This window comes from Leucobacter faecis, from assembly GCF_054456635.2.
This window is the reverse complement of sequence record NZ_JBTJEP020000005.1, coordinates 55,687-74,745: the sequence shown is the minus strand read 5'-3', so window position 1 is coordinate 74,745 and position 19,059 is coordinate 55,687. Positions and strand designations below refer to the sequence as shown.

Here is a 19,059-nt window from a genome sequence, read left to right as displayed (position 1 = left end):
GGTCAATCAATCCCTAAAGGGGCTGGGCTGTGTTACAAGCCCGGTCCTTCAGGGCCGGGTGATTGACCAGGCGGGAGCCCTGGGCGGGATAGTGAGCGTTGTTCGACGACACGACGAGGCAGCGCCAGTATCCGGCGTGCCGTCGAAGCGGGCGTGTCTGCGGCGAGGCGAGTGCGCGGTCGTCGGCGTGCGCGAACGGCACCACGATGATTCGTTCACCGTTGCCGTGCAGGTCGGGCAGCAGGATCAGCAGGTCTCGGGGGAACTCTTCGATGTTGACCGGCAGGGCTGCGAGCGCATGGTCGGCCGACCCGACCGGGGAGAGCGCGAGACGGGCGGCTTCGTCGGCGGGGGATTCGAACAGCTCGTTCAGCATGAGCGCAGCTCCTCGATCGGGCCGAGCGCGGCGGATACGCGGGCGCGCCACCACTCCTGATCGGTGTCTCTCAGCAGAGCGAATCGCTCGCGCAGTGAAAGATGCCTCAGATCAGTAGGGGTGCCGGGCGGGTACACGTCTGCGCCGACCGGGGCGCACACATCGAACAGGTGGTGCACGGCGGCGGCCTGGTCGATTGGACCCGCGGGCTGCCTGGCGGCGAACGCGCACAGCTCCTGAACATCGCCGAGGTACTTCGCCTGCGTGTGCTCGTCGAGTTCAGCCCAGGGGAGCGGCGGGCGGTCAGGTTCGGTGACGCGGCCGTAGCGCAGCGCGGATTCGATCAAGGTGGCGACAGGGACGGCAGTGAGGTCGAGCATGGTGGGTTCTCCTAGCGAGCAGGAACGGCAGCTCGGGTGAGCGGCTTGTCTGCGCTATAAGACGCGAGGAGAGGGTGATTTCGGGGCGTTGGTGAGGCGTGCGCTCGTGTCGGGCCGTGTTTCAAGATCGTTGAGTTCATGCGGGCCCGCTTTCGCGGGGCGAACATCCTCATGCCCTGTTCACGACCTCGTCTGATCACCCAGAGAGCCCCGATTTTCGGCTCTGGCACGAGTATCCGCTGTGTCGGCACACCCTTCTGGCACCCCAAACACGGTCGACAAACCATGTCTGATCAGGTAAAACATCGTTGACACAGCCGACACACGTTTCTCAGAAAGGGGGTACCCCCACTGTATAGAGCAGGGGCGGGGCTTTCCCGGCCGAGCCGGTTTCTCTACCTACTACTACTACTACTACTTAATACTTTTTAAAATATATATATATATAGTGTGTCAGGGCTGTTTAGCGCTGCAATCATGCGGTTTTTGGGCTGTGTCGTTCTCGGGTCAGGCTGGGTCAGACCGTGCCTGGGCCGCAACATCGTTGATTTCATGCGGAACTCGAAAACGGCTGACACCGTGTTTTCGGCCGGATTTCGCCCGAAACAGCCGAAAACACGTCATTTCGAGCTGGCTTGAACAGTACATAAGGATGTTTGTTTCCCGCGCCTGATGCAGGGCCGTTCCAGGGCGGGCTTGCACACGAGCGCACAGAGCGGTCGCTTTGAAGCAGCTGTGCGCGAATCCGACGCCCTGTTCTCGTGAACCGGCAGCACGCCGGTGAGAGGAGATCGACGGCCGCGTCCTATAGGGCACATGCGGGCGAGGTCCCCTGCCTCACCTGCACCGCTCATTCCCATCACCCACAGCACTCGCCGGTCCACCCCCTGAGGCCGGCGAGTGTGAGCGCCTCTAGCTCAGCGGTAGAGCTGCGGACTTTTAATCCGTAGGCCCCGGGTTCGAATCCCGGGAGGCGCACCATGTCAGCTTCGGTGAGCATTTATTCCACCCGACGCACCACGCCAATGCGCGAGCCAGTGCATAAAACCGCAAGCTCGACATTGCCAGCAAAGGAGGCCCGGCATGGATCACCGCGAAGCCGTCATCGTGGACGTCGACGGGACCCTGTGCGATGTCTCTGGCATTCGGCACTACGTCACCGCGCATCCGCGGCGGCGGAATTTCGACCAGTTCCATCGCGCCTCGGCGATCTGCCCGGCCATCCCGGACTCTCTCGCCTGGGTGGAAGCGCATCGCGCGCTCGGCCGCGCCGTCATCATCGTGACCGCGCGCGAACGGCGATACGAGTTCATCACCCGCCGCTGGCTGCGGAAGTGGGGCATCAGGAACGACCTGCTGCTCATGCGCGCGAACGGCGACCCGCGCCGAGACGACTTCGTCAAAGCGGACATTCTCGCGCAGATCCGCGCCTGCGGTTTCAACGTCGTGGCCGCGATTGACGATAACCCCGTCGTGGTCGCGCTATGGCGCCGCGAGCGCATCCCGGTCACGGTCGTGTCAGGGTGGCATGAGCAGTGCCAGCAAGGAACCAATCACACCAAAGGAGAAAAACTTGACTCGACTCGTACAGGCGATCAACTGGAACCGCATCGAGGACGAAAAGGACCTTGAGGTCTGGAACCGCCTCGTCAACAACTTCTGGTTGCCCGAGAAGGTGCCGCTGTCGAACGACGTGCAGTCGTGGGCGACGTTCACCGATGACGAGAAGCGCCTCACTGAGCGCGTCTTCACCGGCCTTACCCTGCTTGACACGATCCAGGGCACCGTCGGCGCGGTCTCGCTGATCCCCGATGCGATCACCCCGCACGAGGAGGCCGTGCTCACGAACATCGCGTTCATGGAGTCGGTGCACGCCAAGAGCTACTCGTCGATCTTCTCGACGCTCTGCTCGACGCAGGAGATCGACGACGCGTTCCGCTGGTCGGTCGAGAACCAGTACCTTCAGAAGAAGGCGCAGATCATCGTCGACTACTACGAGGGCGACGACCCGCTCAAGCGCAAGGTCGCTTCCACCCTGCTTGAGTCGTTCCTGTTCTACTCGGGCTTCTACCTTCCGATCTACTGGTCGTCGAAGGCGAAGCTCACGAACACGGCAGACCTGATTCGCCTCATCATTCGCGACGAGGCCGTGCATGGCTACTACATCGGCTACAAGTACCAGCAGAGCGTCGCCAATGAGACGCCCGAGCGTCAGGAAGAGCTCAAGGCGTACACGTTCGACCTCATGTACGAGCTCTACGAGAACGAGGTGCTCTACACGCAGGATCTCTATGATCCCGTAGGCCTCACCGAAGACGTCAAGAAGTTCTTGCACTACAACGCCAACAAGGCGCTCATGAACCTCGGCTACGAGCCGATGTTCCCCAAGGAGATGTGCGACGTCAACCCGGCGATCATGTCGTCGCTTTCGCCTAACGCAGACGAGAACCACGACTTCTTCTCGGGCAGCGGTTCGTCGTACGTCATCGGCAAGGCAGAGGCCACCGAAGACGAGGACTGGGACTTCTAGCCACCTCCCACAAAACACCGCGCCGCCCCTGATTCGCCTTGAATCAGGGGCGGCGCGGTGTTTTGTGGCGGGCCTATCGCTAGGCGTTTGCGTCCGCTCCGGCGCTCGTTTCGAGTTCCGGATCATCCTCACCGCCGGAGCCGGCCTCCTGAGCGCCGTTGTGACCCTCTGCGGGCTCAGGAGCCTCTGTATCGTCTTGATCCTCGCTCGCGGCCCCTGAGGGCGTCTCCGGGACTGCTGGGAGTTCTGCGCGGCCAGTAGGGGTCGGCTCGCTCGCAGCGGCCTCAATGGTGCTCGGAGTGTTCCGGGCGCGGTACATGAACGCTGCCATCGCTTCGCGCGACAGTCGAGCGCCGGGCTGGTACGCGAGGCCCTGGCTTGTATTCACGCCGGTGGTGAGGCCGGAGGCGGACATCCATCCGATTTCGCGGTAGAACTTGTGCCCGGGAGCGACGTCCACAAAGCGGGCGCCTGCGGTCGAGGCACCTTGGCCGAGCGCACGGTACATGAACGCCGCCATGGCTTCACGGGTGAGCGTCACTTTCGGGCGATACTCGCGCCGCGCGCCGACCTTTGTGCCGGTGGAGAGCTTCGCCTGGTGCATCCAGCTGATCTCGCGGTAGAACTTATCCCCGGGCTTCACATCCGAGAACGCCGAGGTGCTCGGAGCGCGGTACGAGCTGTTCCCATACTGACGGAACATGAACGCCGCCATGGCTTCGCGCGTGAGCGATTTGCTGGGCTCATACACCGGGCCGCGTGAGGTGGCCGTGCCGGTGGAGAGACCGGAGGCGTGCATCCAGTTGATTTCGCGTACGAATTTGTGATTGTCGGGCACGTCAATGAACGGGCCCGAGGTGACAGCGGGTTTCTCGCCGCAGTTTTGCAGAGTCCCCGACATCTCGGTCTTCTCCGCCGAGGTCACCCACAAGCCGTACTTCGCTTTCACGTCCACCTGCTTGGACACGTACGTGCAGCGGTACGCCTTGTTGCTCGGCAGCCAGGTGGCAGCATCGCCGTCGCCTTTCTGCATGTTCGCGGACCCATCAACCGCGAGCAGGTTGGCCGGGTCATGCGCCATAGCGGTGCGCTGCGCCTTGCTGAGCTGCTGCGCGCCCTTCTGCCAGGCATCCGAAAGCGCAACGACGTGGTCGATCTGCACCGCGTTCGAGTAACCGCCGGGTTCGCCGGTCCGGATGAAGTCGATCTTCTTGCCCGTGTACGGGTCGTTCAGGGTGCCGTGCGTGACGACGCAGCCGCCTGCGCGGGTGCGCACGTTCGTCATATCGCGTTTCAGAATGTCATCGCGCGTCTTGCACCCGTTTTTGTCGTAGTCAGAGCTGCTCACTTCGGGGCCGAATTGGCTCCGCGCGTATCCGGTTTTCGGGGCGCGGCCCTTCACCGGAAGCTGCGCCAACTGCTGCCGCGCGGTATCAACCGATGCCGCGGAGACCTCAGCGATAGCGACCGGCGGTTCAGACTCAGCGAACGCGGGGGAGGACGCGACGCCTGCGCCGGTGATCGCCAGCAGCGCAGACAGCGCGAGCACAAGGACGCGGCGCGCAGGTTTTTGGCGCACAGGGGAGTGTTCGAGGGGAAGTGGCATGCCGACCATCCTTACAGGAGTCTTGGAAATGTTCGAGCCTCATCTGCTCGATGCTTGCGCGTGAGCTATGGGACGGACGACGAGCGGTCCGGCGGGGCACAGTCTTGTGCGCAGGATTCAACGCGCACTTGATGGCCTTCGCGCGCCCACTATCCGCCCGCTACACCCGCGTGCGCTCGTGTCGGGCCGTGTTTCAAGATCGTTGAGTTCATGCGGGCCCACTTTCGCGGGGCGAACATCCTCATGCCCTGTTCACGGCCTCGCCCGATCACCCAGAAAACCCCGATTTCCAGCCCCGGCACGGACACCCGCTGTGTCGGCACACCCCTCGGACACCCCGAACACAGCCCAAAAACCATTCCTGACCAGGCGAAACGCTTTTGACACAGCCGACACACGTTTCTCAGAAAGGGGGTACCCCCACTGTATAGAGGAGGGGCGGGGCTTTCCCAGCCGAGCCGGTTTCTCTACCTACTACTACTACTACTTAATACTTTTTAAAATATATATATATATATATAGTGTGTCAGGGCTGTTTAGCGCTGCAATCATGCGGTTTTTGGGCTGTGTCGTTCTCGGGTCAGGCTGTGTCAGGCCGTGCCGGGGCCGAAACATCGTTGATTTCATGCGGAACTCGAAAACCGGCTGACACCGTGTTTTCAGCCGGATTTCGCCCGAAACAGCCGAAAACACGTCATTTCGAGCAGGCTTGAACATTGCATAAGGATGTTTGTTTCCCGCGCCTGATGCAGGGCCGTTCCAGCGCGGGAGGATGGAAGACGGGGCCCGAAAGCTTCCTGTGACATCCTCGGCGGTGCTAAGGCCCTTGCCGCTTCCCCACACTTCGCTCATAACTGAGCAGCGCCGCCAGTGATCCCACGCTCGCCCTCACCACTCCTCGCCAACTCTCGCGACACGCCGAAGCGCACTGCGCTGAATGAGCGCCGGTCTCATGCACAGGCATGAGCGAAAACAAGCAGCACAGGCATGGAGCAGGGGCTCGTCAGGCCGGCGTAAAGATGGGCGGCAAGTTTGCCCAGCAGCGCCGCACGGAGGCGTCCGGGCGAGGCCTGGCCCCCGAAGCCCACGACGAGCACCGCGCCGTGCTCGAGCACGAGATGGTCGAGCTGGATCAGCACCTGCGCAATATGTGGCGCAACAGCGGCGACTTTGACCGGGTGATCAGTGAACGCGAAGACATCCACCAGGACACGATGGTGCGCATGTTCGAGAAGGCCCGCAAAGACCGTCTCACGAACCTGGCGCAGGACCACGGCGGCCTCGCTCGCGTCATGCTGCGCCAGGAGCAGATGCGCCGCTCGAACAATGACCAGTCATCGCGTGAGCTCGCCGGGCGCGGTCGCCTCGCTGAGCGCCGCCGCGAGCTGGAGACTGAACTCGGCCGCGAGCTGGGGCGCCGTGAGTACGAAGCTCTCGCCGATGAGGTGCGGGAGAGCTTCCCACCCGGGAGGCGTCCGGCCCCGGATTACCACTTCTCGCTGAGTCAGGTCGTCACCTCTGACCTGTCCGAGGACGGCTTTGAAGATGGACAGATAGACCTGCGCCCATTCATCGCCCGCGAGGATGAGTACCGCTTCGAGCAGACTCCGGAAGACGGCGCCGAAGCGTTCGACCGCGCCACCGAGCGACTAGAGAGCAAGTCTGCGACGCGCCACGACCTCAAAGCCGACTTGTGGGGGGTCATGCGGGAAGCGGACGACCAGCTGCCCGCCACGCAGCGCATGACGGCCAATGAAGCCTCCGCTGCGCGCAAAGTGCTCAAGGCCGCCCGCGACGGCGCGTTCGGCGCGGCCGCTCGATTCGTGGACGGCGAATCCACTCCCGCGGAAGAACAGGCCTTGTTCGCCCCGTTCGGCGGCAAGCGGCTTTCGCCCGCGCAGCGCCTCGCGGTCGCCTCGAAGCTCAGCGAGCACGCTGACTTTGGGCATCACATCTGGAACTCAGCGGTGCTTTCCTCCACAAAGCAGGCGTCCACTCGCCAGGCCGCAGACCCCGCCTCAATCGAGGAGTTCTAAAGAACTCCCTTTGTCCGTGCCAGAGGTTCGCATGCGCACGGGTAGGAACGAAAACCTTCGAAAGGAAAAGCCATGGATCTTCTATCAGGCTGGAACAGCCTCTGGGGCGCAATCGGCGGCGGCGGACTGACAGTAGCGCTCACCGTGGTCGGCGCCGCCCTGATCGTTTTCTCAATCGTCGCGTGGGTGATCAAGAAGCGCGGTGGCGGCGGTGGGAGCGCTATGGCGGGCTTCCCGTGGTGGCCCGTTATTGGCGGCGCGATCTTGTGTGGCCCGGTCGTGACGATCCCTCTCGTGCTGGGCATTCTCCAGGCGGTCATCAACATCGGCATCGCCCTCTTCACGATGTTCGTCGGCCTGTTTTAACAGGCGCGGCGGGCCTCTCTCGATTCGGAGCGCAGCATGCAGCTGGCATATTCCCTCACTGACTTGACCGGTCAGCGCCGAAACGCGCATCGGTACATGATGGTGATGACGTTTGAGGTCCGCCGCCACACTCTACTGGTCACCCTGCTCGGAGCGCTCGCCAGCTTCCCGGTCGCTATGTTGTGCACCGCCATTTTCGGGCCTCCCGGATTCGTGGTGATTGTGCTGGGCATTCCGCTCACGCATCTACTGTTCGGCGCCCGGCAGCGCAAAGGCCTGCGTGTGTATCGCTACACGTCGATGCTGAACTCACGCAAGGCAGTCCGCGGGTTCTGGATTAACGGGCAGCCGTTCGCCACCCCGATGTTCATCATGCACCAGCCGACCGTGGTGGACGTGGCCGAGTCAAATCTTGAGCACGGCACAGCGCTCGTGCGCGGCAAGCGCGACCGCACCTATCAACGAAACACTTTGGGAGCCCAGGCACGTGCGTAAGATTCGATCCCTGGTAGCCGGCCTCGTGCTGGCCCTAATCGCGACGGTCAGTGTGCCCGCGCTCGCGTCGGCTGCCGCTCCTGTCTCCAGCCCCGCTACTCACGCTGCCGTGTTCGTCGCGGCCGACTCGTGCTCCAACGAGCCCGACTGCGCCTCGACCAGCGACAAACTGGTCACGATCAAGCGGTGGAAGGACGCGGCGAGCGGGTTTGACGCGAACGTCGGAATCACGGACGTGGGTCCGATGCTGGAGCTCGCTAATCGCAAGGTGCTGCAGGGGCAGTGGATCAGTGCGGGCAACATGAGCTTTGACTGGGCGCTCAGTGCTGTGTCATGGGCGGGCGGCTCGCAAGAGATGTACTCAGGTATGGCGTATGCCGTGGATCGAGTCGTCGCCGGCATTTTGAAAGCCTTCACCGGCGTGGCAGCAGTACCGGGCGCCAAGGGCATGAACTTCCTGACCCTGTCCATGGCTCTTGCCGCGCTGATCGCATTCTTCCAAGTGGTCAAGCAGACCCGCGGCGCAGGCGCGCAAATGTTCAAGCGCGTCGTGGTGATCTCGTTCATGATGGCATATCTCGGCTTCACCGTGTCGCAGATGATCGGCCCCGCTGGCCCCGCGGCCGCGGCCTCTGCCGCCGCGTATAAGCCCCCGGCGGGTACGCCGAGCTGGATCATCTCCAAGGTGAACCAGGGAGTGGACATGGTGGCCGGGCTTCCCGCCGCGATCGCGATGGAAGCAATGAGTAACCCGATGATGGTGAACGGGAAATACGGCGGCGACCTAGGCTGTTATAACGTGACCGCCGGCTTTGAAGAGAAGATCGCGCCGGAAGCAAAGAAGCCCGACAACCGCGGCCTGATGATGGAAGTGATGATCGACCGCACCTGGCAGATGACGGGTCTCACCACCTGGATCAAGGCGCAGTTCGGCAGCGGCAACACGATCGGCAACGACGTGTACTGCTACTTGCTCGATCTACGTTCAAGCGATCTGAGCTACCTGCAACGCATGGAGGCGACGCAGATCGCGTCGAACTTCGTCCACAAAAAGGGCGGGATGAACTTCCCCGGCTTCATGGTATCCACCCAGGGCGGCCGTCTCACTGCCATCCACACAGGCGCGAAAGACCTCGCGATTATCAGCCCCCAGTCGAACGAACAGAAGTACGCCGGAATCACCGCTCATGCAGCGTGCAACTGGAACGGCTCAAGCTTCGAGTTCCGTTCCGGGTTCAAGAACGGCTTCAATCCGAACAAAGGTCAGGACTCGAGCGCCACGAGTGACAAGGTGAGAGCGACGGGCGCGGGGTATAAGGATGGTTTCACCAGTGAAGTAGACGCCAATAAGGCGTGCTCTGCAGCGTTCACCGCCAAAGGGGAAGCGAACTTCTGGAAGGGGAGCGAGAACGGTGACGCCTCCAGTGAGATGCTTCCTGCGTCCCTGAGTGGCGCCATGCCCGAGCCAGACTATCTCGCAGGCTTCATCATGCCTGGTAATCAGGCGTCGATCGACTACAAGGTGCCGGGCCCGCGCACCAAAGACTTCATCTCCTCGTTCTATGGCACCACTGCGTCGAGCGCGACCCCGATTGTGTTTGTGTACTCGATATTGTCGTGGGCGGCCGCGCTGCCGTTCATCATCCTGTCAGTGGGCGTCATCATCTTGCGCCTCGTCATGGTGATGATGCTGATCGGACTGTGGGTGGCCCTGATCGGCGCCGCGTTCAGCACAAACCCGTGGGAAGACAAACTCAAGAAACCTGCCATGCAGGTGCTCACGAGCGCGATCATGACGACTGGCCTCGCTGGCGTGCTCGGGCTGGTGCTCGTCATTTCCACGAGCCTGACGCAAGTGATGCGTGAAATCCTTGGAGTGAGCACGGTCGGGAGCTCTGGTGCTGTCACGATGAGCATTCTCATTGCTTGCATGAGCCCCACCGTGACGCTTATCGGCATGAACATCATCTGGAAGAAGACGTTCAACGCCCCGAGCCCGATGACGCTGAAAGGCGCTCAGGCATGGGCGAAGGGTGCGCCGCTGGGCATGAGCGCTCTCGCCGCGGGCGCGGGCGGTGCGATCGGTGCGGGGCTCGCGAGCCGCATGGGGCGCCAGGCGTCCGGAGCGGCGAAAACGGCGGGCAAACGCTGGATTGAAAACCGCACGGACGGCATGATGGGCCGTGACGCGGGACGTTCCGGGCGTCGCTCCGGCATGGGCGGCGGCAGCATCGGGGCGAAAGAGACGATGGGCAAGGATTCACAGTTCCAGCAGGATCTTGCTGAGGCGAAGAACCAGCGGCTCGGCTCCCGGGCAAAGGGCCTGGGCGGCAAGCTCGCCGCGGGCGGCGCGGCGCTCGGTCTGGCCGCGAAGGGCGCTTGGCCCAAGCTGGCGTCGGGCGGTAAGAAGCTCGGCGGTGCTGCCGCGAGTGGCTGGCGCGCCGCGAAAGCGAACGCCTTGCTTGCCACCACTCCTGAGGGCCGCGCCATGCTCGCGCGCCGTGCGGGTGAGCGCGCGAAGCTAATGGGCGCAGCCGTGAAGCGCGGCGGTGCGATGGCGTGGGACGGCACGAAGGCCATGACCTCTCGCGCTGGCGAGCGCATGCTCTCGTCCGTGGGCCTCGATCAAGCTACGCGCGAGCAGATTGCGTTTGAGGCTCAAGCCCATGGGCACGGCGGACTGCGCCGCGCGGCTACGCTCGGTATGCACGCCGCCGGCCATGTCGGGGGAGCAGCGGGCCGCACGGTGGCTCAAGCCGCATCGCTTGCGGCGAAGCCCGTGCATTCAGCGGTCATGGCCGCGGCCGGCCCAGGCGCGTCAGTCGGCCAGGCATACGCCCGGCTCGGGAAGCAGGCCGCGGTGGTGGGCGCCTCAGTCGCGGTTCCGGCCGCGCTCCCGGCCGTGCTCGGCGCCGTCGCCCTGTCCAACGCGAACCGCTCCGTGAAGAGCGCCCGCACCGCCCGGGCCGAGCGCCAGGCGGCGCGTGACGAAGCGCTCGTGCAGGGTGTGCGTGCTCAGCGCGAAGCGGTCCAGGCGGCGGAACAGGCCGCAGCCGAGGCGGCTCAGCGCGCAGAGGACCAGGCGCAGTCGCAGGCTGGACACGCTGCGGACGCAAACGATACGCGTTCAAACAGGCGCTAGGGGCCGGTCTCACTCATGAGCATGAACGAAATACTCAAACGGCACGAAGCAGGCGCGAAACAGGCCGGTATGTCTGTGGGCGGTCAGTTTGCAGCCAGCATGCAAACGGAAGCATCAGGAGAGACGCTACGGAGTGTCCTGCCCCCTAACGAACCTAATGGGGCGCAGAATGGGGACATGTCTCACGAAGGATCATTCTGCTTCCCGCCGATTACACAAACCGCCGAGGAGCACATCGCGTTCTTCGAGCAGGCCGAGATTCCCGAGATCACCTTGTCCAATGTGCAATTCGCGCATGAAGACTACATTCGTAGAACAGCAGACGAGCGAGCGCGGAAGCAGTTCCACGAGTACGAAAACACCCCAGAGTATCGAGAGTGGGAGAAGACATTCGTCGGGCTCGGGTCGGACTACTTCCAGCGCGCAGCCAATGAGCGACTGAACAAAATGCGCGCTGCGCATGAAGAAGTCATCCGCGAGCACGTCGAGCTCCGCCCTTCAGACATTCGCCCGATCGCCCGTTACGGCCAGATGTTCTACCGCTCGGGACACCTCAGCGCCGCCGAGACGAAGAAGATCGACGAGCACGTCGTTGAAATCAACGGCGAGAAGACCACGCTGAATGCCCTCGCCGGGAAGTACAAATTTCACAACTGGATCGCGGACGCCATCACGACGAACGATCTGCGCGCGGCGCGGTCCACGGAGCGGCTGTGGCAGCTCATGAATGATCGGCTGTAGGCAGAGCTGGACTGGGCGAGCCTCTTGCGCAGGACTCGCCTGAGGCTAGGGCGCGCCGGTCCGGCGACCTAGCCGTCCTTCGCTGTGCACAGGCTCTATTCTGGAGACGGGCCTATTACCGGGAGTGACATGACGACTGATCGACCGCGCATTGATGTGCTGCTGGACCGCATTTCTGACCCTGGACTGCGTGGCCAGCTCCGGGCAGAAGTGAGCGAGTTGTCCGGTCAACGGAAGTTCGGTCTGGTGTACGAGGGGCATGCCCCCGAGGCCATTCGACTGCCGGGAGCGCGGGTGAAGCGCGGTGCGACGGTGCAGTATCGCACCGGATCGGATCACCGCATCTGGAAGGTGCTCCGATCCCGCGCGGGTGCCGCAACCATCGCCACGCGTGACGGCGACCGCGCCGAAGATGTGCCGGTGAGTGATCTCGTGGTGGCCCGAGAGCTCGGCGACCCGGTCTACCCGGGTTTCACTCCGCTAGGGTCAATTGAACGGGGCGGGGATAAGCCGCATCATCTCGTCATCCAGGGCGAGAATTACCACGCTCTGCAAACGCTGCTGTACACGCACAAGAACGCCGTCGACCTGATCTACATCGACCCGCCCTACAACACCGGCGCAGGCGACTGGATCTACAACGACCGCTACGTCGGCGACGCGGACGCATACCGCCACTCCAAATGGCTTTCCTTCATGGAGAAGCGCCTCGCCCTCGCCCGCAAGCTCCTGAAACCCACCGGGATTATCGTTGTGGCAATTGGGGATCATGAGCACCATCGACTCAGGATGCTGTTAGATCAGGAGTTCGGTGAAAAGAACTTCATTGCAAATTTTGTCTGGCAGGGCGGAGGGTCATCGCTGTCCCGTTTCCATGCTGGCGGCATTGACTACATGCTGACCTACTCTAAGGACATGACTGCACTCACGGAGAGCGATGTGAGATGGAAGGTTGAAAAAGAAGGCCTAGATGATGTTCTGAATGCCGCTGCTGATTCATGGGAGAAATCCGGCCACGACTCAGAGATCGCTTCAAAGCTTCTTTCAAAGTGGTGGGGAAAGAACAAGTCAAAGTACGACCCGGGTCTCGGGGATAACGTCAAGATTGATGACAGTGGGCAGGCTGTAAAAGTGGGCGACTTGGGCAATAGCGTTTACCGCCCCAACCTTAAATACCCGATCACAGACCCCGTCTCCGGAGTTAGATATTCACCGCCAGAGAACGGATGGAGATTCCGCCGTGAGGTAATGGATGAGTTAATCAGTAGCAACTCAATACTTTTTGGATCACGCCCTCGTCTGAAAACTCCACTGGTCAAGATGTCCATGAGAAGCGTAATGCCTAGCTTCTACAAAGACCGACGGTCCGCAAGCCAACACTTAGCAAAGGTGCTGGGTTCAAAAGATTTTCCCTTCCCGAAGGATGTGGAAGTCATTTCCAAGTGGATCAATATTGTCACCTCACGAAACAACCAAGCAGTCGTACTTGACTTTTTTGCAGGGACTGGCACCACAACCGAGGCTGTTATGCGACTAAATGCCGTGGACGAAGGGAACCGTCAGGCGATAGTCGTTACCAATAACGAGGTAGCCAAGACTGTGGCTGACAAACTCACTAAGCAAGGGGTGAAACCAGGTGACGATGAGTGGGAAGCTCAAGGTGTTTTTGAAAAAGTCACGCGCCCACGCGTTGCGACAGTTGCAGAAGGAACGCGGCCTGACGGTTCGATTTTCGGAGGCCCACTTAATGAGAACGTCACTTTCTTAAAGCTTGACTATCTCGAGCGTGACGATGTGGAGCTGGGGAAGGCGTTCCGACAAGTGGCAGAGCTGCTGTGGGTGAAGGCAGGATCGGTGGGACCAGTGATCGCTGAGCGGTCTGATTCTTACACGTTCACGGACCGGTATGGCGTGCTTTTCGACACCGATCGAGGCACGGGCTTTGAAGCTGAGGCTGCCCGCCGCGGTGTTGCGATGGTCTTCGTGATCACCGACTCGGCAGAGGTGTTCGGGGCAGTGCATCGCGCGTTACCTGACACCATCCGTGCGGTGCACCTGTACCGGAACTACCTCTCGAACTTCGAAATCAACACTCGGAAGGCTCTCTGATGGAATACACGCTGCACCCGTACCAGTCGGCGGCGTCCGCGAAGATCACTTCTTGGGTGCGCCATGAACAGGGCGGAGAAGATAACGTTGTCATCACACTGGCCGCCCCGACAGGGGCCGGTAAAACGATCATCTCTGCCGACATCATCGAGCGGCTTCTGCTCGGTGACAGTCAAGGTCCCGGTGACGAGGGGTACACAATTCTGTGGCTATCTCTGTCGCCGACGCTGAATGAGCAAACGCATGACAAATTTGTCCAGGCCTCAGCCGAGCTGGCCGAACGCAGTCACATCATTGACTCTTCCAGCGAGTTCGTGAAGCGTTCGCTGGAGCCGGGGCACATCTACTTCCTGAACCCACACAAGCTTGCTCCGTCAGCGAGCCAGTATCGGGCATCAAACGCGCGAGACATTGATTTGTGGGACACTCTCGCAGGCACCGCGCTCAGGGCTGGGCGAAAACTGGTGGTGTTCGTTGACGAGGCACATCGAGGGACGGGCGGCACCAAGTCGTCGGACAAAGCGCACGCCACGCTCATGCACCAGCTTTTGAGCGGCACGGGCAAGGGAAGTGTGCCGATGCCGATTGTGATTGGCGTGTCCGCGACCCCTCAGCGGTTCAATAATGTGTTCCCCGACCGCGTGCGGCGCCCGTATGTCGTGGACGTGGACGATGTACGCGCGTCAGGGCTCGTGAAAGACAAGCTACTGATCGCTCACCCGAATGAGGAGATCGCTGCCGACATCACGATGCTCGGAGTGGCGGCAAAGCACCGCGCCGACATGGCTGAGCTGTGGGCGGAGCATTCCGCCGCGACCGGCGACGTCCATGTGAATCCGATTCTGGTGTTGCAGATTCCAGCGAAGCCGACCGATGAGCAGCTGGCCGCCTGGGTGCGGGAGATGCTCGACTGTGACGCGTCGCTGCGCGCGTCGAATATTGTGCACGCTCTCGAGGGAGGGAAGACGCTGCACGCCGGCCCGTACGCGCTGGACTATGTTGATCCGTCTCGCATCCAGGAGACTAATCGCGTGAAAGTGGTGCTGTTCAAGGATGCGCTGACGACGGGCTGGGATTGCCCGCGCGCGGAGGTGCTCGTGTCGCTGCGCGGCACGAGTGATGACACGATCATCACGCAGCTTATTGGACGCGCCGTACGCACGCCGCTTGCGAAGCGTGTGACCGGAGACGAAGAGCTGAACTCAGTGCGCGTGTACCTCCCGCATTTCGACCAGGAGGCGACCGAACGCGTAGTGGGCTCGTTGAACAGTGGCGACGACGCCGTCGCTTCTGAGGTGACCATGAACCCGGTGCGGGTGGAGCGCAACCCCGCTGTGCCTGATGCCGCCTGGGATGCCCTGGCAGCGCTTCCCACCTGGACAAGGCCCGCGAAGACGGCGAAGTCCGAGGTAGACCGACTGATGCGATGCGCGAAAGAAATTATGCTCACGTACGAGCTCGTGGATGCGCCGATCGCGGCCGCGGAAAACGCTGTGAGGTCTGCGATTAGCACGCACTTTGAGGCGAATAAGCAGTTCGTGCTCGACAAGCTTGATCAGTACGCGGAAGTGGACTTTGACTTGCGCGAGTTCGAGCTGTTCACAGGCACTCAGACTGGTGTCACCCAGGGCCGCCGTGAGATCGTGTCCGGCAACATTCTTGACCTGTACAAGCAGGCCAAGGGAAAGCTGCCCGGCAGCTCAGCTGACATCGCCTTCAAGCAATTCGCTCAGCTGCCGCCGTTTGACGAGGACACGGCCGAAGCGCGCCTAGCAGTGGCAGCTATCGCGGCGCATCCTGAGACCGTGACGGTGATTGAACAGCATGCTCGCGTCCTGCTAGACACTTGGTTTCGCACGTATATGAGCACATTGTCCGCCACGAATCGAGCCGGGGCGGAAGCGTTCGCGCAGCTCATCGGTGAATCCACCCAGTCCCAGCAAGTACCGCTTTCGCTTCCTGTTCCGGGAACGGTGCGATGGCATGACACGCAGTGGGACCGACACTTACTGGCAGCCGCGAGAGACGAGACAGTAGCGGAGGGCCAGACAATTCCAAAGGGGAAGTACCCCGCTAAGATTTCATCATCGTGGGAAGAGCGGATCCTCGACTACGAGCTCGAGAGCCCGTCCACGGTCGGCTGGTACCGGAACCCTACCGGCGGCCCCGCAGCGCTCGGCATACCGTGGGGAGTGCCTGGTCAGCAGCGAGTCATGTACCCGGACTTCCTGTTCTTCCGTCAGGAGGCTGACGAGGTAACAGCGTCAATCATCGACCCTCACGCCCCGCGCGAGGCTGACACTCTGCCGAAATGGCGTGCGCTTGGAAGGTATGCCGCCGACAACGCGGACAAGCTGGCCCGGGCATGGGCCGTCATTGATCGGATGGGCACGGATGAGCTCCTGTTTATCGACCTTGCTCACGAGCCGGTGCGCACCGCCCTGGAAGCGGCAGAGCATCGCGGCGGCGGTGAGACAGAGGTGCGTCAGGTGTTCGACCGTCTCGGTGCCAGGTACCTCGCAGGGTAGCCCCTCACACCCCACCCACCGGGTTCGCATGCGTCACAGGCAAGTAAGCCTGATTCCGCTGCGCAAGTGAGGTGCCCGTGTCCACGAAAGACCAGATCACGCTGTTTGCGAGTCGCGGTGCCCGGTTTCGGTACATGCTGGGTGGGCGCCCGGCGCGGATCACACTGGTGAGCACAGTGCTCGCGGGCATGATCACAGGTGGTGTGCTCGGCGGGCCGTCGCTCGTGGACGGGTTTCGTGAACTGACGGGGATCTACACCGAAGAGGAGCTGGAAGCCGCGAAGCAGTTGGCTGCGGATCGGGCGGAGGCGCAGTCGTCGCTGTCTACTGAGCTCGCTGCCGCTGAGGCGGAGCTCGAGGAGCTGGCGGGAGGGAAGCTGAAATCGAAAGGCATCACGACGGCGAAGAAAGGGCTCGCGCAGTATGTCTCGGATGCGTCAGCGCTGCTGACGGACGAGGATGCTGAACCGTCTGCAATCCTTGCGGCGCGCGATGACCTGGCCCGTGGCCGCGAGACCCTGGCAGCATCTGTCCAGGCCGAGGAGAAGCGTCTTGATACGGAGAAAGCCAAGGCGGTAGCGGCGAAGAAGAAGCGTGACGCGGCGGCCGCGAAAAAGAAGCAGGAGCAGGAAGCGAAAGCGGCGGCCGAGCAGGCTGAGCTCGATCGGCAGGCGCAAGAAGAAGCCGCGCAGCAACAGCAGTGGGATGACGGCTCCTATGCGCCGCCTCCGAGCACCCCGACCGCCCCACCGCCGGTCGCGCCGCCCCCGCCTGAGACGGCCCCTGTGGCGAGCACGTCGTTGCCGGTGAGCTGTCCGGTGCCTACTTCGGTGACGTTTACCGCCGTGGGGGGCGGTACCGTTTCAATTAGTGCGGGCGGTGCTTCGAACTCCGGAGCTGGGAGCGCCTCGGTGACCGTGACGGTCAGCGGATCTGCGACAGCGTTCGCGACTGGCTCGGGCTCCATTTCGATCGGCGCCACCGCCTGCTAGTCGGCCACGCGTGGCACTGGGCGGAGCTTGCCGTCGGTACTGCGCCAGCCGCGCAGGAAGTGGCGCTTCAGCCGTCGCTCGACCACACCGCCGGTGGGGCTGTTCGCCCAGGCCTGGTAGTCGGCAGGGGCGGGGTGTTCTCGGCCACCGAGCATGTCCCAGACGAGCGTCATCACGGCGCTGCAGTGGACGCAGCCGCGCAGGCCCTGGTTTTCGACGGGGCGCTGGCAGTATGCGCAGGCGGGTGTTTCAGGCATGAATCCTCCGAGGGTGGTCTGCTGATGGACGCGCGGGCGCGGGCGCAGCTCGGCCGGCGGCTTCGAAGCGGCGCGCGGCGACCATCTGTTCATCGACGGTGAAGATGATGCGGTCCCAGAGCTCGGATTCGAAGTCTGGATAGTCCTCTTCGAAGCCGTGGTCGCGCTGCATCCCGGAAGCGATCATGGTCTGCCAGGCGAGCTGTTCACGCCATTCGTCATCGGTGTACTGGGCTTGCAGGATCGGCTTGCGTTCGTCGATCATACGCAGCACTCGTGCCGGGCCAGTGAGAAGCGAGAGCTCTGCTTCGTGATGTTGAGCAGCGACCTGCTGCCGCTTTGTCTCCGCCCGCCGCTCGGCGTCGCGTTGGCGGCGCCGAGCGATACGGCGCCGAGTGATTTCGTCCTCGCTCGTGGCGAGTGTGGTGTTCAGCACTTGCGCGAGCTGCGGAAGGATACTTTCGTTCCACTTCAGGGACGGTTGATACCACTCGCCCTGTGTCAAGCGCAGCTTGCTGGCCTGATCGGTGGGGGCGATTTCATCGTAGGGCGGCGCTCCTTCGGCGAGGCCTAGGTCGATGAGGCCTTCATGCAAGCGGGGGAGCGGCACTCCGAGCGTGTCCGCGAGGCGCTCCACGGAGACGTATCTCTGAGGCATGGCAAGCTTCCTTTCTTCCGCCGCGCCGCACATGGCGCGGGTCTGCTGCTTGCGCTATAGGACGCGCCGCCGGGTTCGCATGCGTCAAGGGAAACCAGCTCCCAGCGGAAGGCGCACCATGTCGGAGAAGCAGAAGAAACCCGAAGACGAAGCAGTAGACCAGGTGGTCGGTTTTCTCACCAGCACTAAGGGCTTCATCGTGGTGGGAGTGCTGCTTATCGGCCTTGTGATCGGCACGATCTGGAGCGCGCTGACATGACCGCGCGAGCGACCCCTGGGCAGGTAGTGGGCCGCGCAGGCGGCGGGCTCGATGACGCTTCCTGGGCGGCGAACGACGCCGTGCGCCGGATCGGGCAGGAAGCAGAAGTGAAGACCGGGATGGCGCTCGCAAGCGTCGTGCTGCAAGGGCCTTCGGTGCTGCATGACCTGCGCATCCCTATTCCCGGCATCAAAGCGAACATCGACCACATCATTGTGCACGGCGACACGGTGCTCATTCTCGATTCAAAGAACTGGGCGCCCGGCCTGTACTGGACTCTGCGTGGCGTGACGCGTCGCGGGCTAAAAAGGTTCGCGCCCGCAGATAAGAAGACACTGCCGATGGCACAGGAAGCGATCGAGCGGTTCCTGCGCCAGAAAGGGCTGCACGCGAAAGTGGTCACCCCGGTGCTCGTGGTCTGGTCGAGCGGGAAGCCGAACTTCACGTTCTTCCGCGCTCCAGGTGGCACTCGTGTGGTGCGCGGAGAGCAGATTGAGCGGTGGGCATCGCGGAACACCAGACGTAAGAATGCGCAGGCGAGCCTGCTTGTCGCGCTGACCGAACTCGTGTACGGAAAGTAGTAG

Annotated in this window: 17 protein-coding genes and 1 tRNA gene; 13 read left to right on the top strand and 5 right to left on the bottom strand. The window is 62.4% G+C overall.

The genetic code is table 11. The features are described from left to right. Nucleotides 1–13 precede the first annotated feature (13 nt). Entirely contained in the window at nucleotides 14–376 is a 363-nt protein-coding gene (locus tag ACXR2T_RS05855; protein WP_458838798.1) for a hypothetical protein, read from the bottom strand. Beyond that, a complete protein-coding gene (locus tag ACXR2T_RS05850) occupies nucleotides 370–756 on the bottom strand; it encodes a beta/alpha barrel domain-containing protein (protein WP_458838799.1) in 387 nt (128 codons plus the stop codon). The genes ACXR2T_RS05855 and ACXR2T_RS05850 overlap by 7 nt, the downstream gene beginning before the upstream one ends. 906 nt (nucleotides 757–1,662) lie before the next feature. On the opposite strand from ACXR2T_RS05850, the gene ACXR2T_RS05845 reads away from it, so the two are divergent. From ACXR2T_RS05845 to nrdF, 3 genes are all read left to right on the top strand, one after another. After that, nucleotides 1,663–1,737, top strand: a tRNA-Lys gene (locus ACXR2T_RS05845). Between the two features lie 21 nt (nucleotides 1,738–1,758). Next, nucleotides 1,759–2,388, top strand: a complete 630-nt coding sequence (locus ACXR2T_RS05840) for a phosphatase domain-containing protein (RefSeq protein ID WP_489945498.1) — start codon at nucleotides 1,759–1,761, stop codon at nucleotides 2,386–2,388. Then, nucleotides 2,285–3,286 (top strand): class 1b ribonucleoside-diphosphate reductase subunit beta, encoded by a 1,002-nt coding sequence (gene nrdF / locus ACXR2T_RS05835; protein WP_489945493.1) that lies wholly within the window; start codon nucleotides 2,285–2,287, stop codon nucleotides 3,284–3,286. Before ACXR2T_RS05840 ends, nrdF begins: the two co-directional genes overlap by 104 nt. A gap of 79 nt (nucleotides 3,287–3,365) precedes the next feature. On the opposite strand, the gene ACXR2T_RS05830 is transcribed toward nrdF, so the two are convergent. Further along, nucleotides 3,366–4,892: an HNH endonuclease family protein gene (locus tag ACXR2T_RS05830; RefSeq protein WP_458839198.1), complete on the bottom strand. Its 1,527-nt coding sequence runs from the start codon at nucleotides 4,890–4,892 to the stop codon at nucleotides 3,366–3,368. 962 nt (nucleotides 4,893–5,854) lie between these two features. Between ACXR2T_RS05830 and ACXR2T_RS05825 the strand changes: the two genes are divergently transcribed. From ACXR2T_RS05825 to ACXR2T_RS05790, 8 genes are all read left to right on the top strand, one after another. Then, entirely contained in the window at nucleotides 5,855–6,928 is a 1,074-nt protein-coding gene (locus ACXR2T_RS05825) for a hypothetical protein (protein ID WP_458839196.1), read from the top strand. 72 nt (nucleotides 6,929–7,000) lie between these two features. Further along, entirely contained in the window at nucleotides 7,001–7,294 is a 294-nt protein-coding gene (locus ACXR2T_RS05820; protein ID WP_458839195.1) for a hypothetical protein, read from the top strand. A 96-nt stretch (nucleotides 7,295–7,390) separates the two neighbouring features. Continuing rightward, nucleotides 7,391–7,789, top strand: a complete 399-nt coding sequence (locus tag ACXR2T_RS05815) for a hypothetical protein (protein WP_489945492.1) — start codon at nucleotides 7,391–7,393, stop codon at nucleotides 7,787–7,789. Further along, nucleotides 7,782–10,931 carry a hypothetical protein gene (locus ACXR2T_RS05810; protein WP_458839191.1) on the top strand — a complete coding sequence of 1,050 codons (3,150 nt, stop codon included), beginning with the start codon at nucleotides 7,782–7,784 and terminating at the stop codon, nucleotides 10,929–10,931. The genes ACXR2T_RS05815 and ACXR2T_RS05810 overlap by 8 nt, the downstream gene beginning before the upstream one ends. Nucleotides 10,932–10,946: 15 nt before the next feature. Then, nucleotides 10,947–11,672 carry a hypothetical protein gene (locus tag ACXR2T_RS05805; protein WP_458839189.1) on the top strand — a complete coding sequence of 242 codons (726 nt, stop codon included), beginning with the start codon at nucleotides 10,947–10,949 and terminating at the stop codon, nucleotides 11,670–11,672. A 129-nt stretch (nucleotides 11,673–11,801) separates the two neighbouring features. Further along, the gene (locus ACXR2T_RS05800) at nucleotides 11,802–13,781 is read left to right on the top strand and encodes a site-specific DNA-methyltransferase (protein ID WP_458839188.1); all 1,980 of its coding nucleotides are present in this window, start codon (nucleotides 11,802–11,804) and stop codon (nucleotides 13,779–13,781) included. Then, the gene (locus ACXR2T_RS05795; RefSeq protein ID WP_458839186.1) at nucleotides 13,781–16,309 is read left to right on the top strand and encodes a DEAD/DEAH box helicase; all 2,529 of its coding nucleotides are present in this window, start codon (nucleotides 13,781–13,783) and stop codon (nucleotides 16,307–16,309) included. Before ACXR2T_RS05800 ends, ACXR2T_RS05795 begins: the two co-directional genes overlap by 1 nt. A 77-nt stretch (nucleotides 16,310–16,386) precedes the next feature. Beyond that, entirely contained in the window at nucleotides 16,387–17,301 is a 915-nt protein-coding gene (locus ACXR2T_RS05790; RefSeq protein WP_458839184.1) for a hypothetical protein, read from the top strand. Here ACXR2T_RS05790 and ACXR2T_RS05785 read toward each other — a convergent pair. Both ACXR2T_RS05785 and ACXR2T_RS05780 read right to left on the bottom strand, forming a co-directional pair. After that, nucleotides 17,298–17,558: a hypothetical protein gene (locus ACXR2T_RS05785; RefSeq protein ID WP_458839182.1), complete on the bottom strand. Its 261-nt coding sequence runs from the start codon at nucleotides 17,556–17,558 to the stop codon at nucleotides 17,298–17,300. The genes ACXR2T_RS05790 and ACXR2T_RS05785 overlap by 4 nt on opposite strands. Then, nucleotides 17,551–18,153, bottom strand: coding sequence for a hypothetical protein (locus ACXR2T_RS05780; protein ID WP_489945491.1), 603 nt, complete (start codon nucleotides 18,151–18,153; stop codon nucleotides 17,551–17,553). The genes ACXR2T_RS05785 and ACXR2T_RS05780 overlap by 8 nt, the downstream gene beginning before the upstream one ends. Nucleotides 18,154–18,334: 181 nt before the next feature. Between ACXR2T_RS05780 and ACXR2T_RS05775 the strand changes: the two genes are divergently transcribed. Together ACXR2T_RS05775 and ACXR2T_RS05770 are read left to right on the top strand one after the other, a co-directional pair. After that, nucleotides 18,335–18,475 (top strand): hypothetical protein, encoded by a 141-nt coding sequence (locus ACXR2T_RS05775; RefSeq protein ID WP_458839178.1) that lies wholly within the window; start codon nucleotides 18,335–18,337, stop codon nucleotides 18,473–18,475. After that, a complete protein-coding gene (locus ACXR2T_RS05770; RefSeq protein WP_458839177.1) occupies nucleotides 18,472–19,056 on the top strand; it encodes a nuclease-related domain-containing protein in 585 nt (194 codons plus the stop codon). The genes ACXR2T_RS05775 and ACXR2T_RS05770 overlap by 4 nt, the downstream gene beginning before the upstream one ends. The last annotated feature ends 3 nt before the right edge of the window (nucleotides 19,057–19,059 follow it).